Here is a 15,420-nt window from a genome sequence, read left to right on the forward strand (position 1 = left end):
CATCCTACTGCGGGAGTCGCGCAAAATGCTGCCCAGCCTATTCATCTCCCACGGCTCGCCCATGCTGGCCCTGGAGCCCGGCGCCAGCGGCCCGGCCCTGGCCCGCCTGGCCGGCCAGCTGCCCCGCCCACGTGCCATTCTGGTGGTCTCCGCCCACTGGGAAAGCGCCGACCTGCGCGTGACCGGCGCCGCCCGCCCGGCCACCTGGCACGATTTCCGGGGCTTCCCCGCACGGCTGTATGCCGTGCAATATCCCGCCCCCGGCGCCCCGCGACTGGCCGAGCAGATAGCCGAGCGCCTGAACGTCGCCGGCCTGCCCACCGACCTCGATGCCGAGCGCCCCCTGGACCACGGTGCCTGGGTGCCGCTGTCGCTGATGTATCCGGCGGCCGACATCCCGGTCGTGCAGCTGTCCCTGCCCAGCGAGCAGGGTCCGGCCCTGCAGAGCCGCATCGGCCGCGCCCTGGCCGACCTGCGCAAGCAGGACGTGCTGCTGATCGGCTCCGGCAGCATCACCCATAATCTGGGCGAGCTGGACTGGCACGCCGGCCCCGAGACTATCGAGCCCTGGGCCCAGGCCTTCCGCGACTGGATGGTGGACAGGCTCGCCGCCGGTGACGATGCGGCGCTGCACGACTACCGCCGGCTGGCGCCCCAGGCGCTGCGCAACCATCCCAGCGATGAACACCTGCTGCCGCTGTTCTTCGCCCGCGGCGCCGGCGGCGCCTTCCGCGTCGAGCACAGCGGTTTCACCCATGGTGCCCTGGGCATGGACATCTACAGCTTCGCCTGAAAAACCGGGCGCGGCGGCGGCCTTGAGCAAGCGACTGCCCCCGGACTTCTTATCAGTCGCCGCGGCTTCGGGCATAGTTCCAGGACGCTGCGCCCACGGCTGCGGGCGGACAACCATGTCCGATATCCAGCCCCTCCAACCACAAGGAAAGTGCCCATGCCCGCCAAGCTACTCGTCACCCTCGGCATCGTCTTCTATGCCGTGGTAGTCCCCGTCTTCGAGATCAACGCCAGCCATGTCTTCAATCCGCAGTGGGCACCCCACGCCCGCCTGCACGAGGTCTGGCAGCTGGCCACCAACTGCGCCATCGGCGCCTTTAGCCTGTGGCTGGTCTGGTTTCGCAACGAGATCCGCCTGAGCAGCCTACTCACCCTATTCGTCACCGGCGGCTTCCTCCTGGCCTATGGCCTGCGTCACAGCTATGGCGGCTCCATGGTGCTGTCCGACGGCTCGGAGAAGCTGATCTTCGGCATCAACCTGGGGCTGTTCGCCTACAGCCTGGCCATCGCCCTGGCGGCTGTGGCGGTCGGACTGACGGGCCGAAGCAAGGCCCGACCACAAGCCCACTAATGAAAAAAGCCCCGCAGTGCGGGGCTTTTTTCATTAGGCGAAGATCAGTCCTCGCGGTAGCGGCGCAGCTTGAGCGGCTTACCACCGACGCGGGTGTCCTTGAGCTTGCCCAGCAGGCGCTCCAGGCCCTCCTCCGGCAGCTCGACCAGGCTGAAGCTCTCGCGCACCTGGATGCGACCGATGGCTTCGCGGGCCAGGCCGCCCTCGTTGAGGATGGCGCCCAGCAGGTTTTTCGCCGCGATACCGTCACGCGCCCCCAGGGCGGTACGGCAACGGGCACGGCCCTCGGCCAGCGGCATCGGCGCGCGACGCTCGCGGCTGTCGCCACGTTCGGAGCGCTCGCGCGGGGCGCCGCTCGGCACCAGGGGCTGCTCGCGCTCGACCTCGGCCAGGGTCAGCGCCTGGCCATTGGTGGCCTTGCGCAGCAGCGCCGCGGCCAGGGCGCGCGGGTTGCAGGCGATCTCGGCGGTCAGGCGATCGAGCAGCTCGCCATGGCTGGCCTCGGCATCGGCCACCAGCGGCGCCAGGCTGGCGGTGAGCTTCTTGATCCGCGCATCCAGCACCTGTTGGGAGTTGGGCAGCTTGACCTCGCCGACCTTCTGCCCGGTGACGCGCTCGATCACCTGCAGCATGCGGCGCTCGCGCGGGGTGACCAGCAGCAGGGCCCGGCCATCGCGACCGGCGCGGCCGGTACGACCGATGCGGTGCACGTAGGACTCCGGATCGTAGGGCATGTCGACGTTCATCACATGGGTGATGCGCGGCACGTCCAGGCCTCGGGCGGCGACGTCGGTGGCGACGACGATGTCCAGGCGGCCGTCCTTGAGCGAGTCGATCACCCGCTCGCGCTGGTTCTGGGCGATGTCGCCGTTCAGCGCAGCGGCCTTGTAGCCCTTGGCTTCCAGGGCAGCCGCCAGGTCCAGGGTGGCCTGCTTGGTGCGCACGAAGGCGATCAGCGCATCGAACTCCTCGACCTCCAGCAGGCGCAGCACCGCGGCGTGCTTCTGGTCGGCATGCACCATCAGGTGGGCCTGCTCGATGCGCGCGACGGTCTGGGTCTTGGCGGCGATCTTGATGTGCTGCGGGTTACGCAGGTGCTTCTCGGCGATGGCGCGGATCGAGTGCGGCAGGGTCGCGGAGAACAGCACGCTCTGACGACTTTCCGGCATGGCCTGGAAGATCACTTCCAGGTCGTCCATGAAGCCCAGCTTGAGCATCTCGTCCGCTTCGTCGAGGACCAGGTATTGAATGGTCGACAGCACCTTCTCGTCGCGACGCAGGTGGTCGACCAGACGACCCGGGGTGGCGACGATCACCTGGGCGCCCTGGCGGATGGCCTTGAGCTGCGGGCCCATGGGCGCACCGCCGTACACGGCCACTACGTTGAGGCCGGGCATCTGCTTGGAGTAGGTCTCGAAGGCGGTGGCCACCTGCAGGGCCAGCTCGCGGGTCGGCGCCAGGATCAGCGCCTGGGGCTCGCGCTTGCTCGGGTCGATCTTCGACAGCAGCGGCAGGGCGAAGGCCGCGGTCTTGCCGGTGCCGGTCTGGGCCTGGCCGATCATGTCGTGGCCGCCGAGGATCACCGGAATGGCCTGGGACTGGATGGGGGACGGCTCTTCGTAGCCGACTGCGATCAGCGCGGAGAGAATACTGGGATGAAGTCCGAGCGCGGCGAAGCCGCCGATTTCCTGGGTCATGGGTCTGCCTCAAGTGCATCCGCAAAGACCCATGTTCCAAAGCTGCGCATGCCGTGTAAGACCCGAAAGTCACCCTGGCAGCCCTGTCGGCGGGGATTTGCGAAAACGTCGTGATGAATGAATCGTCTAGGATTGCCCGCTGTTGCGGACAGGCTGCCGAGGATAGCCCTCGGGCGAGTTGCACTACCTGAACGTGGCCAAAAATTGACCGGCGCGCACTATACCGGAAATCCTGACGGTTGTGCTGGTTTTTCCCGAATAAAGCCCGGCCACCGCTCGACGGTCATCCTCCGGTAGCCTGGTGCGGTCAGGCTGATGGCTTGGACAAGCCCGCACGGCGGGGCTATACCCCCTCACAGCCGCACCCCACGGGAGGAACGCTGCCATGACTCGAAACACCAGCGGCCGCATCAGCCGCGAGAAACGCGGCCCCATCCTGCTGCTCGGCCTGGACCGAGTAGCCAAACGCAACGCCTTCGACCTGGCCATGCTCGAGGACCTGTGTCTGGCCTATGGCGAGTTCGAGCGCGACGACGAGGCGCGGGTGGCCCTGGTGCATGCCCGGGGCGAACACTTCACCGCCGGTCTGGACCTGGCCGATGTCGCCACCCGGTTCGCCGCTGGCTGGCAGATACCCGAGGGCGGTTGCGACCCCTGGGGCGTGTTCGGCGGCCCGCGGGTCGGCAAGCCGGTAATAGTCGCCGCCCAGGGTTACTGCTACACCGTCGGCATCGAGCTGATGCTGGCCGCGGACATCAACCTGTGCGCCAGCAATACCCGCTTCGCCCAGATGGAGGTGCAGCGCGGCCTGTTGCCCTTCGGCGGTGCCACCCTGCGCCTGCACCAGCGCGCCGGCTGGGGCAACGCCATGCGCTGGCTGCTCACCGGCGACCCCTTCGATGCCCACGAGGCCTACCGCCTGGGCCTGGTACAGGAGGTGGTGGCCAGCGAGGACCTGTTGCCGCGGGCCCTGTGGCTGGCCGAGCGCATTGCCGCCCAGGCCCCGCTCGGCGTACGGGCCACCCTGGCCTCGGCCCGCCAGGCGCTGGGCGAAGGCGAAGCGGCGGCGGCCGCCAGCCTGCAGCCGACCGTGACCCGCCTGATGGCCAGCGAGGACGCCAGCGAAGGCCTGCGCGCCATGCTCGAGCGCCGGCCCGGCGACTTCAAGGGCCGCTGACTTCCGCCTCAACTGGCCGGACGCAGCCCCTCGAACAGGGGCTGCAGGGAGTAGCCCAGGCGCGGCGCCAGGGACTCGATCCGAGCGCGCAGCCCATCCAGGTCGAGGCGCTGTTCCAGGTCGGCCGGCACCAGCAGGATCACGTTGCCCTCCTTCACCGGGCACTCCCAATAGTGCCGGTGGAACAGGCCGCGCAGCAGCGCGGCGCCCAACGGCTTGCCGTCGTCGCAGGCCCACTGGTTGATGATCAGCCAACCGCCGGGGTTGAGGCGCTTCTGGCAGTCTTCGAGGAAGCGCCAGGCCAGGTGACCGGCGCCCGGCCCATGGTCGGTGTAGAGGTCGACGAAGATCAGGTCGGCCGACTCGGCGCTGGCCAGCAACTCCAGGGCGTCGCCGATGCGGATGGTCAGCCGCGGATCGTCCTCCAGGCCGAGGAACTCCATGGCCAGGCGCGGCACCTCGGGGCGCAGTTCGATGGTTTCCACGTCGTCCAGCGGCAGGAACCTGAGGCAGGCCTGGGTCAGGTTGCCGGCCCCCAGACCGAGGAACAGCGCACTCTGCGGCGCCGCGTGACACAGCGCGCCGAGCAGCATGGCGCGGGTGTAGTCGTACTCCAGCCAGCTGGGGTCGGCGGTGAATACGCAGCTCTGCTCGATCGCCTCGCCGAACTCGAGGAAGCGGTAGGCACCGATCTCCACCACGCGGATCACGCCGTAGGCATCCTCTACCTCGGCCAGCAGCACCTCGTCTTGCATCTCATCCACCGGGGGTAAACCTGGCATCCCGCGTTCTCCATCGTGGCCCCCGGCTGGCAGCTGCGGGGCATATAGAGGGATTGTCGAGCAAGCACAGCGCATGGGTCACGCACTAATTGCCCACAGCCACGCCCGATGGCGCGCCACCGACCAGACGCCCTCTGCATGCAACGGCTCTATCGAGGCCATCGGCTTGAAGCACGCGGCTTATCGGTTACCATGCCAGTCCATCCCAATTGCCTGAACCGAGAAGCCCCGATGTCGCAACCCTGGAGCCCCGATAGCTGGAGAGCCAAGCCGATCCAGCAGCAGCCGACCTACCCCGACGCCGCCCACTTGGCAAGAGTCGAACAGACCCTGGCCGGTTACCCGCCGCTGGTGTTCGCCGGCGAGGCCCGTGAGCTGCGCCGCCAGTTCGCCGAGGTGACCCAGGGCCGTGCCTTCCTGCTGCAGGGCGGCGATTGCGCCGAGAGCTTCGCCGAGTTTTCCGCGGCGAAGATCCGCGACACCTTCAAGGTGCTGCTGCAGATGGCCATCGTCATGACCTTCGCCGCCGGCTGCCCGGTGGTCAAGGTCGGGCGTATGGCCGGTCAGTTCGCCAAACCGCGCTCGGCCAACGATGAAACCATCGGCGACACCACCCTGCCGGCCTACCGCGGCGACATCGTCAACGGCATCGGCTTCGACAGCGCCAGCCGGGTGCCCGACCCGGAGCGCCTGCTGCAGGCCTACCACCAGGCCACCGCGACGCTGAACCTGCTGCGCGCCTTCGCCCAGGGCGGCTTCGCCGACTTGCACCAGGTGCACCAGTGGAATCTGGACTTCATCGCCAATTCGGCGCTGGCCGAGAAGTACAGCCATCTGGCCGACCGCATCGACGAGACCCTGGCGTTTATGCGTGCCTGCGGCATGGACAGCTCGGCCCAGGTGCGCGAGACCAGCTTCTTCACCGCCCACGAGGCGCTGCTGCTGAACTACGAGGAAGCCTTCGTGCGCCGTGACAGCCTCACCGGTGGCTGGTACGACTGCTCGGCGCACATGCTGTGGATCGGCGACCGCACCCGTCAGCTGGATGGCGCCCATGTCGAGTTCCTGCGTGGCGTCGGCAACCCCATCGGGGTCAAGGTCGGCCCGAGCATGAACAGCGAGGAGCTGATCCGCCTGATCGACCTCCTCAACCCGGACAACGACCCCGGCCGCCTCAATCTGATCGTGCGCATGGGCGCGGACAAGGTCGAAGCCGGCCTGCCGCGGCTGATCCAGACCATGCAGCGCGAGGGCCGCCAGGTGCTGTGGAGTTCCGACCCGATGCACGGCAACACCATCAAGGCCAGCAGCGGCTACAAGACCCGCGACTTCGCGCAGATCCTCGCCGAGGTGAAGCAGTTCTTCGCCGTACACCAGGCCGAGGGCAGCTACGCCGGCGGCATCCACATCGAGATGACCGGGCAGAACGTCACCGAATGCATCGGCGGCGCGCGGCCGATCACCGAGGACGGCCTGTCGGATCGCTACCACACCCACTGCGACCCGCGGATGAACGCCGACCAGTCCCTGGAGCTGGCCTTCCTGATCGCCGAGACCCTCAAACAGGTTCGCCGCTAAGCGCACCCGCGGCGGATAGGCCACCGGGCTTTTCCGCCGCGCCTTCAAGCCAGTGGGCGAGCACCTGACAAGCGGCCCGTCGCGCGATATGGTGAAGGCTCAAGTCCAACCGTCGAGGATTCCAACATGCCTTGGTATGCCTGGCTGCTGCTCATCCTCATCCTGGGCTCCATAGTCGGTGGCCTGCTGGTGCTGCTGCGCACCGCCAAGCCCTTGCCGCTCAGCGAAGAGCAGCTGCAGAAGATCCGTGAACGCAAGCTCGAAATGGAAGCCCAGGATGCCAAGGATGCGGGTCGGCGCTAGCCTGCTGATCGCGCTGCTCGCCGGCTGCACCGGTATCACGCCGGGCGGCAGCGGGCCGACCGACTGCACCGCCCTGTTCGCCCAACTGCACCAGACCACCCAGGCTCACCAGGATGCCCAGTACTGGCGCCTGGAGGGGTTCCCCGGCCTGCGCAGCGACCGACTGCTGGCCAGCCTGGGCGCCGCTGCCCAGACGGCCGAGCAGCGGCGCCTGTGGGCACGGCACCTGGCCGCCCGCGATGCCGAGGCCAGTCAGGTGGAAATCGACCAGCTCGCGCCGGCGCAGCGACGCTTCTGGCGCGACAGCGCCCGTCAGCAGGCGCTCGGCAGCTGCCGCACTACCCAGGTACGACGCCTGGTCGAGGAGCCCCGCGCCTTCGCTCGCGCCATCGCCGCCGCCCGGGTCCCCGACGACTACCGTGCCTGGCCGCGCCTGCTCGGCCTCAACCCATTGATCAAGCCAGTCTTCCGTCAGGGGGTCGCAGCCTGGCAGCGGGCCGCGGCCCGTGCCAGGGCCCCGGAGGACGGACCGCAGTGGCTGAGCTACGCCCCCCTGCCACAGACCGGGGCGAACCGAGCGCTGAGCCTGAGCACGGACGCCCTGGGCCTGCCCCAGGCCGATGCCGACGAACTCGAGACGCTGTTCGCCCGCCACGCGCCGCATCTGCGCATCGCCCAAGGCAGTCGCAGCGATCGCATCGGCAGCCCCTATTTCGCCGCCGACGGAGCCCGCCGCTTCAACACCCAGCAGGCACGCCTCTATCGGCACAGCGGCTGGAGCCAGATCAACGGGCGCTGGCATCTGCAACTGGTCTATCAGCTCTGGTTCGACCGGCGACCCAAGCCCCATGCGCTGGACCTGTACGGCGGCGAATTGGACGGACTGCTCTGGCGCGTCACCCTCGACGCCCGTGGCAACGCGCTGCTCTACGACAGCATCCATCCCTGCGGCTGCTGGCACAGCTTCTATCTGCCGCGAAACTCCCCCCTGCGCTTTCGCCAGCCAGCGAACGAGGAGGCCCGCCTGGTGCGGCGCCTGCCCCTGGACGGCGATCAGGCGCCTACGCTCTGGCTGAGCGCCGACACCCACTATCTTGCCTGGGTCGACGGGCGTCGCTCCCCCTACCCTGCGCTGCGCTACCAGCAAGTCGATCTCGATCAACTACGCCGCCTGCCCCATCCAAACGGCCGGCGCAGCCTCTACGGCCGCGACGGCCTGGTGCCCGGCAGCCAGCGTCTCGAACGTTGGCTGCTGTGGCCCTCCGGTGTTGCCTCTCCCGGTGCCATGCGCCAATGGGGACGCCACGCCATCGCCTTTATCGGCCGCGCCCATTTCGACGACCCGCACCTGCTGCAACGCTATTTCCATTGAGGGCGATGCGCACCGCTCAATCGGCGGCCTCTGCGGTACTCTCCGCCTCGCTGAGCCTGACCGCGATCCGGCTCGGACCAAAGATCTCCGCCAGCTGGCCGCCGCGCCTCAGCTGCTCGAGTAGACCGGCGAAATGCTCGGGACTGATGGGCCCCTGAGGGCGGACCAGGGCATAGTGCTTGTAGCGCTGATCGACTCGGTCCGAGATCAGCAACTGCCCGGCATAAGCGCGATTGCGCTCGAGAAAGTCGCCGATGTAGGAGCGCGTCACCAAGGCGATATCGGCCCGTCGGCGCAGCACCATCAGCAGGTTGCTGTCGTGGGAGTAGGTCAGGGTGGCGTTGAAGCTGTCCTGCAGGAATTCTTGATCGGCGTTGAAGTCGGCAAAAGCGTAGTGATAGCCGTTGTAGAGTGCCAGGCGCTTGCCCTGCAGGGAGTCGAAGTAGCTTTGCTCACGACCGGGCTCGACCCTCGCGACGAACACCTCGGCATCTTCCAGGCCCATGTCGACGGCCCCATGGGGAATGCTTTGCCAGTCCCAGGCCGGGTTCTCGAACAACACCAGGTCGATACGCCCCTGCTGGAAGTCGCGAAATCGCCTAGGCAACGACGAAGGAACCATGACAAAGCGATAGCCGCTCTGTGCAGCGTTCAGTGCCTTGAGCAGCTCCAGCAGCAGCCCCGAAGCATTCGGCTGCTCGGGCTTGACCACATAAGGCGGGAAATGCACGCCGCCGACGTTCACCACCTGCTCTGCCGCCACCGGCCCACTCAGCAGGAGCACACCCAGCCAAGCACATGCATGCCGCATCCAGCGCTTCGATAGCATCATATATCCCCCCAACCTTCCCTTTGCACGGATCGAAATCCGCCTCCCCGTAACGCATCCATGCACGCCCCCCAACATCGGTGGAACCGCTAGGGCTCCGGAACCATCAGGTGATAACGCCCCAACAGGGGCTCCAGCTGCCCTTGCTCATCCAGAACCTGCAACAAGGCAGCGAAGCTTTCGGACCCCAGGGGGCCTTGTCGGCGAAACAACGCATGGTGCTGATAGACCTGATCGACCCGCTCCGACACCAGCAACGCCGAGCGCCGCTCGGGATGGCGGTCCTGATAGAGCTGCAGATAGGAACGGGTAATCACGGCAATATCCGCACGCCCACGTAATAGCATGATCAGATTGCTGTCGTGGGAATAGGTAAGCACCGCATCGAACTCCTCGACGAGAAACTGCTGGTCGGCGTTGAAGTCGGCGAAGCCGTAGTGATAGCCGCTGTACAGCGCCAGGCGCTTGCCCTTGAGTTGCTCGAAATAACGCTGGTCGCGCCCGGGTTCGGCCCGGGCGACATAGACTTCGGCGTCTTCGACCCGCAGGTCCAGGGCATCGTGTTCGGTATCCTGCCACCCCCAGCTCGGCGACTCGAACAGGATCAGATCGAAGCGCCCGCTCTCGAGGTCACGGTAGCGGCGGGTCACCGAGGTGGGCACCAACTCGAAGCGATACTCGCTCTGCAACCCATTCAAAGCGGCCAGCAACTCCGGCAACAACCCGCCGGGGCTGGCGCTCTCGGGTTTGATCACATAGGGCGGGAAATGGTAGGCGCCGACAGCGACCCGCTGTTCGGCTGCCAACGGCAGGGCGGCCAGCAGGCTCATTGTGACCAGTAGAACTCTGAACACCGCGCGCAAGGGACGCTCCATAGTGCACACACGACCTGATCCACTCCCTGTCCGTGTCACACGACCTTTCCCTTGGCCGTAGCGATGCTGTCGACTCTCAGGCTAAGCCTAGCCGATCCTGCTCAAACTTCCTTGAGAACCAGCGATAAAGCCTCTTCGGCCAGCTGTTCCAGGGTCATGGGACCCTCGGGATGGAACCAGGTGGTGGTCCAGCTCAGCGCACCGGTGAGAAAACGCCGCAGGATGAAGGGGTCGCCCTTGAAGTAGCCCTGCTCCCGGGCCTCACCCAGTACCGTCAGCCACAGCCGCTCATAGCTGTCGCGCAACTCGAGAATGAAGCGCTGGCCTTCGGGCGACAGTGAACGCCATTCATAGACCAATACCGCCATGGCCTCGCCGGTGCCGCCCATGATCGATTGCAGCTCGCAACGGATCAGCGCCAACACCCGCTCGCGCAGGCTGTGTGCAGTCGCCAGCTCCGCCTGCATCAGGGCCGTGTTGTAGCGGATGGTCTCCTCCATCACCGAACGGAGGATCTCATCCTTGCTCTTGAAATGGTGGAAAATGCTGCCCGACTGGATGCCCACCGCGCTGGCCAGATCGCGCACCGTGGTGCGCTCGTACCCCTTGCTGCGAAACAGGTGTGCAGCCATTTGCAGCAGCTTGCCACGGGCGCTGTCCGGATCGGTGATCAGGCCTTCTGCCACCAATTCATGCATCACCGCCTGAGCTTGTCGGTCGTCCACGCAGGTCACTCCCCATACATCGTCTCGACTGCGGTCAGCCGAACCCGTTCCGGCATATTCCCCAACGCTCTCGGCAGATTTCGCCAAGTGCTTGTCGCTATTACTGAAATTTATGCCGGGCAGGCCACCCAAGCAAGCGCTCGGCCGCACTTTTGGCCGGATCGCCCTCCCTTGCCACTTCAAAACCAAGCGCTTGCTTGGTAGTCTTCGGCTCATTATCCCGTACAACGGAACCCGACAATGACCAAGACCGTGCGTATCGGCTGCGCCTCCGCCTTCTGGGGCGACACCTGCACCGCCGCCCCTCAGCTGGTGCACGGTGCCGAGCTGGACTATCTGGTGTTCGACTATCTGGCCGAGATCACCCTGTCGATCATGGCCGGAGCCAAGCTGAAACAGCCGGACCAGGGCTATGCCGGCGATTTCGTCGAGGTGCTGAGGCCCCTGCTCGGCGAGATCGCCGCCAAGGGCATTCGCGTCATCAGCAACGCCGGCGGCATCAACCCCGGCGCCTGCGCCGAGGCCCTGAGCAGCGCCTGCGCCAAGGCTGGGGTACCGCTGAAGATCGCCGTGGTTCATGGTGACGACCTGCGTCCCAGGCTCGCCGAGTTGATCCAGGCCGGCTCCCGGGAATTGCACAGTGGCGCGCCGCTGCCTTCCACCTGCCTGTCGGTCAACGCCTATCTGGGTGCGCCGGGCATAGTCGAGGCGCTGCGGCTGGGGGCCGATATCGTCATCACCGGCCGGGTGGTCGACAGCGCGGTGGTCAGCGCCGCCCTGGTGCATGAGTTCGGCTGGGCCTGGGACGACTATGACAGGCTGGCCCAGGCCGCCCTGGCCGGCCACATCATCGAGTGCGGCGCACAGTGCACCGGCGGCAACTTCACCGACTGGCAAGACGTGCCGGATTACGCACACATCGGCTTTCCCATCGTCGAGGTGCAGGCGAACGGCCACTTCGTGGTGACCAAGCCGCAAGGCACAGGCGGCCTGGTCACCCCCCTGAGCGTCGGCGAACAGCTGCTCTACGAGATTGGCGACCCGCGTGCCTATCTGCTGCCGGATGTGGTCTGCGACTTCACCCGGGTCGAGCTCAGGCAGGTTGGCGATAACCGTGTCGAGCTGCAAGGCGCCAGGGGCCTGCCGCCCACCGGGCAGTACAAGGTCAGCGCCACCTACCCGGACGGTTTCCGCTGCACCGCCAGCTGCCTGATCGCAGGCATCGACGCGGCAGCCAAGGCCGAGCGCGTCGCCCGGGCGATCATCGCCAAGACCGAGGAAATCCTCAGCCAGCGCGGCTGGGGCCCCTACAGCGAAGTGAGCCTCGAGCTGCTGGGCTGCGAGGCCACCTACGGCCCCCATGGGCGGCGGCAAGACAGCCGCGAGGTGGTGATCAAACTGGCGGTGCGCCATGCGCAGAAGGAGGCGCTGGTGCTGTTCTCCCGCGAGATCGCCCAGGCCGCCACCGGTATGGCCCCGGGGCTGACCGGCATAGTCGGCGGCCGCCCCACGGTGTACCCGGTGATTCGCCTGTTCAGCTTCCTGGTGGACAAGTCGAGCTGTCGCCTGGAGGTCGAGCTTGACGGCCAGCGCCGGCCGGTCGCCCTGCCGGGCGGCGCGACCCTCGCCCCCGGGGACCTGGCCGAGGCCGCCGAGCCGCCGCGCCCCGAAGGCCTGGCCGATGCCAGCGTGCCCCTGGTCAAGCTGGCCGTGGCCCGTTCCGGCGACAAGGGCAATCACAGCAACATCGGCGTCATGGCGCGCCGGCCCGAGTTCCTGCCCTGGATCGCCGAGGCCCTGGGCAGCGAGGCGGTGGTCGACTGGATGGCCCATGTACTCGACCCGCAACTCGGTCGCGTCAGCCGCTGGTACCTGCCCGGCAGCCACAGCCTGAACTTCCTGCTGGAGAACGCCCTGGGCGGCGGCGGCGTGGCCAGCCTGCGCATCGACCCCCAGGGCAAGGCCCTGGCCCAGCAACTGCTGGAGTTCCCGGTACCGGTGCCAAGGAGCATTGCCGAACGAGTGTGAGCCCCAGGGTGGGTCGGGCCGCGCAGGCGTAACCCACCGAAAATTCAACCGCCCCGGTAACGAGGCACGAGATCCATGGCGGGTTACGCCGCTTCGCGGCTAACCCGCCCTACAAAGGACAAGCATTCGACATGACCTACGACTCAGTCTTCAAGGCCGACCTGTTCGCCGGCCAGTGCGTCCTGGTCACCGGCGGCGGCAGCGGTATCGGTCGCTGCACCGCCCACGAACTGGCCCACCTGGGTGCCCATGTGGTGCTGGTCGGGCGCCAGGCAGGCAAACTGGAGAAGACCGCCGGCGAGATCCGCGAGGACGGCGGCAGCGCCAGCTTCAGGGCCTGCGACATCCGCGACGAGGAGTCGGTCAAGGCCCTGGTCGCCGCAGTCGTCGCCGAACACGGCCCCATCCACCACCTGGTCAACAATGCCGGCGGCCAGTACCCCGCCCCGCTCGCCTCGATCAACCAGAAAGGCTTCGAGACGGTGATGCGCACCAACCTGGTCGGCGGTTTCCTGGTCGCCCGCGAGGTGTTCAACCAGAGCATGAGCAGAACCGGCGGTTCGATCGTCAACATGCTCGCCGACATGTGGGGCGGCATGCCCGGCATGGGCCACTCCGGCGCGGCGCGGGCCGGCATGGAGAACTTCACCAAGACCGCCGCCGTCGAGTGGGGTTATGCCGGGGTGCGGGTCAATGCGGTGGCACCGGGCTGGATCGCCTCCAGCGGCATGGACACCTACGCGGGCGCGTTCAAGGCGGTGATCCCGACCCTGCGCGAGCACGTGCCGCTCAAGCGTATCGGCAGCGAGTCGGAGGTGGCCGCCGCTATCGTCTTCCTGCTGTCGCCGGGCGCGGCCTTTATCAGCGGCAATACGCTGCGCATCGACGGCGCCGCCAGCCAGGGCAGCCGCGCCCTCCCGCTGCTCAAGGCCAGCCCGGGACAGGGCCGCGCCTACAACGGCTTCCACCGGGCCCATTTGCCCGACGTGCTGAGAGAACAGGAGCAATAAGATGCCGGTGCTTCAGTCCGCAATCGACCCGCATGGCGAGGAGTTCGCCAGCAACAGCGCCGCCATGCTGGCCGCCATCGCCGGCTTCCGGCAGATCGAGCAGCGCTGCCTGGACAAGGCCCTGGATGCCAAGGGCAAGTTCGAGCGTCGCGGCCAGCTGCTGCCGCGCGAGCGCCTCAACCTGTTGCTCGACCCCGGCAGCCCCTTCCTCGAACTGGCCTCGCTGGCCGGCTACAAGCTGCACGACGACAAGGACGGCACCCAGGCCGGCGGCGGCATCATCGCCGGCATCGGCTACGTCAGCGGGGTGCGCTGCCTGATCAGCGCCAGCAACAGCGCCATCAAGGGCGGCACCATCAGCCCCAGCGGGCTGAAGAAGACCCTGCGCCTGCAGCAGATCGCCCTGGAGAACAAGCTGCCGCTGGTGGCCCTGACCGAAAGCGGCGGCGCCAACCTCAACTACGCGGCGGAGATCTTCGTCGAGGGCGCGCGCGGCTTCGCCAACCAGGCGCGCCTGTCCGCCGCCGGCATTCCGCAGATCACCCTGGTGCACGGCTCCAGCACCGCCGGCGGCGCCTACCAGCCGGGCCTTTCGGACTATGTGGTGGTGGTGCGCGGCAAGGCCAAGCTGTTCCTCGCCGGCCCCCCACTGCTCAAGGCGGCCACCGGCGAGGTGGCCACGGACGAGCAGCTGGGCGGCGCCGAGATGCACGCCCAGGTGGCCGGCACCGCCGAATACCTGGCCGAGAACGACGCCGATGCCGTACGTATCGCCCGCGAGGTACTCGCCCTGCTGCCGTGGAACGCCCAGCTGCCGGCCCGCCCGCAACAGAGCTGGCGCGAGCCGCTGTACCCGGCCGAGGAGCTGCTGGGGGTGGTACCGGCCGACGCCAAGAAGCCCTACGACGTGCGCGAGATCATCGCGCGCATCGCCGACGGCTCGGAATTCCTCGCCTTCAAGCAGGCGTTCGACGCCCAGACCGTCTGCGGCCACCTGCGCATCGAAGGCCGGCCCTGCGGCCTGATCGGCAACAACGGCCCCATCACCCCCCAGGGAGCAGCCAAGGCCGCGCAGTTCATCCAGCTGTGCGAGCAGAGCAACACCCCGCTGCTGTTCCTGCACAACACCACCGGCTTTATGGTCGGCACGGAATCGGAACAACAGGGGGTGATCAAGCACGGCGCGAAGATGATCCAGGCGGTGGCCAACGCCACGGTGCCCAAGCTGACCCTGGTGGTCGGCGGCTCCTACGGCGCCGGCAACTACGCCATGTGCGGCCGCGGCCTGGACCCGCGCTTCATCTTCGCCTGGCCCAACAGCCGCACCGCGGTGATGGGCGGGGCCCAGGCCGGCAAGGTGCTGCGCATCGTCACCGAGGAGAAGCACGCCAAGGAGGGCAAGGCGGCCGACCCGCAGATGCTCGACCTGCTCGAGCAGGCCACCGCGCAGAAGCTCGAGGGCCAGTCCACCGCCCTGTACGGCACCGCCCAGTTGTGGGACGACGGCCTGGTCGACCCGCGCGACACGCGCAAGCTGCTCGGCTACCTGCTGGATATCTGCGCCGAGGCGGCGATCCGCCCCCTCAGGCCCAACAGCTTCGGCGTCGCACGCCTATGACAGGCTGCGCTGAAAAATGTAGCGCGCGGCGCAGCGACAAGGCGCCCGGAGCGCAACGACGAG

General features: G+C 67.5%; 14 protein-coding genes. 9 read left to right on the forward strand and 5 right to left on the reverse strand.

Going from position 1 to position 15,420, the window contains the following annotated elements:
* Positions 1–25: 25 nt before the first annotated feature.
* Both SBP02_RS12445 and SBP02_RS12450 read left to right on the forward strand, forming a co-directional pair.
* Complete coding sequence (locus tag SBP02_RS12445; protein WP_318642091.1) at positions 26–793, forward strand: DODA-type extradiol aromatic ring-opening family dioxygenase; 768 nt, start codon at positions 26–28, stop codon at positions 791–793.
* Between the two features lie 156 nt (positions 794–949).
* Positions 950–1,363, forward strand: coding sequence for a hypothetical protein (locus tag SBP02_RS12450; protein WP_318642092.1), 414 nt, complete (start codon positions 950–952; stop codon positions 1,361–1,363).
* Between the two features lie 44 nt (positions 1,364–1,407).
* Here the strand turns inward: SBP02_RS12450 and SBP02_RS12455 are convergent, their stop codons facing one another.
* The gene (locus tag SBP02_RS12455) at positions 1,408–3,060 is read right to left on the reverse strand and encodes a DEAD/DEAH box helicase (RefSeq protein WP_318642093.1); all 1,653 of its coding nucleotides are present in this window, start codon (positions 3,058–3,060) and stop codon (positions 1,408–1,410) included.
* A gap of 385 nt (positions 3,061–3,445) precedes the next feature.
* On the opposite strand from SBP02_RS12455, the gene SBP02_RS12460 reads away from it, so the two are divergent.
* Positions 3,446–4,237: a crotonase/enoyl-CoA hydratase family protein gene (locus SBP02_RS12460; protein ID WP_318642094.1), complete on the forward strand. Its 792-nt coding sequence runs from the start codon at positions 3,446–3,448 to the stop codon at positions 4,235–4,237.
* A gap of 8 nt (positions 4,238–4,245) precedes the next feature.
* Here SBP02_RS12460 and SBP02_RS12465 read toward each other — a convergent pair whose 3' ends face one another.
* Positions 4,246–5,019 carry a spermidine synthase gene (locus SBP02_RS12465; RefSeq protein WP_318642095.1) on the reverse strand — a complete coding sequence of 258 codons (774 nt, stop codon included), beginning with the start codon at positions 5,017–5,019 and terminating at the stop codon, positions 4,246–4,248.
* A gap of 231 nt (positions 5,020–5,250) precedes the next feature.
* On the opposite strand from SBP02_RS12465, the gene SBP02_RS12470 reads away from it, so the two are divergent.
* The 3 genes from SBP02_RS12470 (at position 5,251) to SBP02_RS12480 (ending at position 8,272) form a co-directional block, all read left to right on the forward strand.
* Positions 5,251–6,597 carry a class II 3-deoxy-7-phosphoheptulonate synthase gene (locus SBP02_RS12470; RefSeq protein WP_318642096.1) on the forward strand — a complete coding sequence of 449 codons (1,347 nt, stop codon included), beginning with the start codon at positions 5,251–5,253 and terminating at the stop codon, positions 6,595–6,597.
* Positions 6,598–6,723: 126 nt separating this feature from the next.
* Positions 6,724–6,900 (forward strand): DUF2897 family protein, encoded by a 177-nt coding sequence (locus SBP02_RS12475; RefSeq protein ID WP_318642097.1) that lies wholly within the window; start codon positions 6,724–6,726, stop codon positions 6,898–6,900.
* Positions 6,884–8,272 (forward strand): hypothetical protein, encoded by a 1,389-nt coding sequence (locus SBP02_RS12480; RefSeq protein WP_318642098.1) that lies wholly within the window; start codon positions 6,884–6,886, stop codon positions 8,270–8,272. The genes SBP02_RS12475 and SBP02_RS12480 overlap by 17 nt, the downstream gene beginning before the upstream one ends.
* Positions 8,273–8,288: 16 nt before the next feature.
* On the opposite strand, the gene SBP02_RS12485 is transcribed toward SBP02_RS12480, so the two are convergent.
* From SBP02_RS12485 to SBP02_RS12495, 3 genes are all read right to left on the reverse strand, one after another.
* The gene (locus SBP02_RS12485) at positions 8,289–9,083 is read right to left on the reverse strand and encodes an amino acid ABC transporter substrate-binding protein (protein ID WP_318642099.1); all 795 of its coding nucleotides are present in this window, start codon (positions 9,081–9,083) and stop codon (positions 8,289–8,291) included.
* A 107-nt stretch (positions 9,084–9,190) separates the two neighbouring features.
* Positions 9,191–9,976: a substrate-binding periplasmic protein gene (locus tag SBP02_RS12490; RefSeq protein WP_318642100.1), complete on the reverse strand. Its 786-nt coding sequence runs from the start codon at positions 9,974–9,976 to the stop codon at positions 9,191–9,193.
* A 101-nt stretch (positions 9,977–10,077) separates the two neighbouring features.
* Positions 10,078–10,701, reverse strand: coding sequence for a TetR/AcrR family transcriptional regulator (locus tag SBP02_RS12495; protein ID WP_318642101.1), 624 nt, complete (start codon positions 10,699–10,701; stop codon positions 10,078–10,080).
* A gap of 240 nt (positions 10,702–10,941) precedes the next feature.
* Here SBP02_RS12495 and SBP02_RS12500 point away from each other — a divergent pair, with 240 nt between their 5' ends.
* The 3 genes from SBP02_RS12500 (at position 10,942) to atuC (ending at position 15,357) form a co-directional block, all read left to right on the forward strand.
* Complete coding sequence (locus SBP02_RS12500) at positions 10,942–12,729, forward strand: acyclic terpene utilization AtuA family protein (protein ID WP_318642102.1); 1,788 nt, start codon at positions 10,942–10,944, stop codon at positions 12,727–12,729.
* Between the two features lie 131 nt (positions 12,730–12,860).
* A complete protein-coding gene (locus tag SBP02_RS12505; protein ID WP_318642103.1) occupies positions 12,861–13,739 on the forward strand; it encodes an SDR family oxidoreductase in 879 nt (292 codons plus the stop codon).
* Position 13,740: 1 nt separating this feature from the next.
* On the forward strand, positions 13,741–15,357 hold the full coding sequence (gene atuC, locus SBP02_RS12510) for a geranyl-CoA carboxylase subunit beta (RefSeq protein WP_318642104.1): 1,617 nt from the start codon (positions 13,741–13,743) through the stop codon (positions 15,355–15,357).
* Positions 15,358–15,420 lie beyond the last annotated feature (63 nt).

The organism is Pseudomonas benzenivorans, assembly GCF_033547155.1.
GTDB classification, from domain to species: domain Bacteria; phylum Pseudomonadota; class Gammaproteobacteria; order Pseudomonadales; family Pseudomonadaceae; genus Aquipseudomonas; species Aquipseudomonas benzenivorans_B.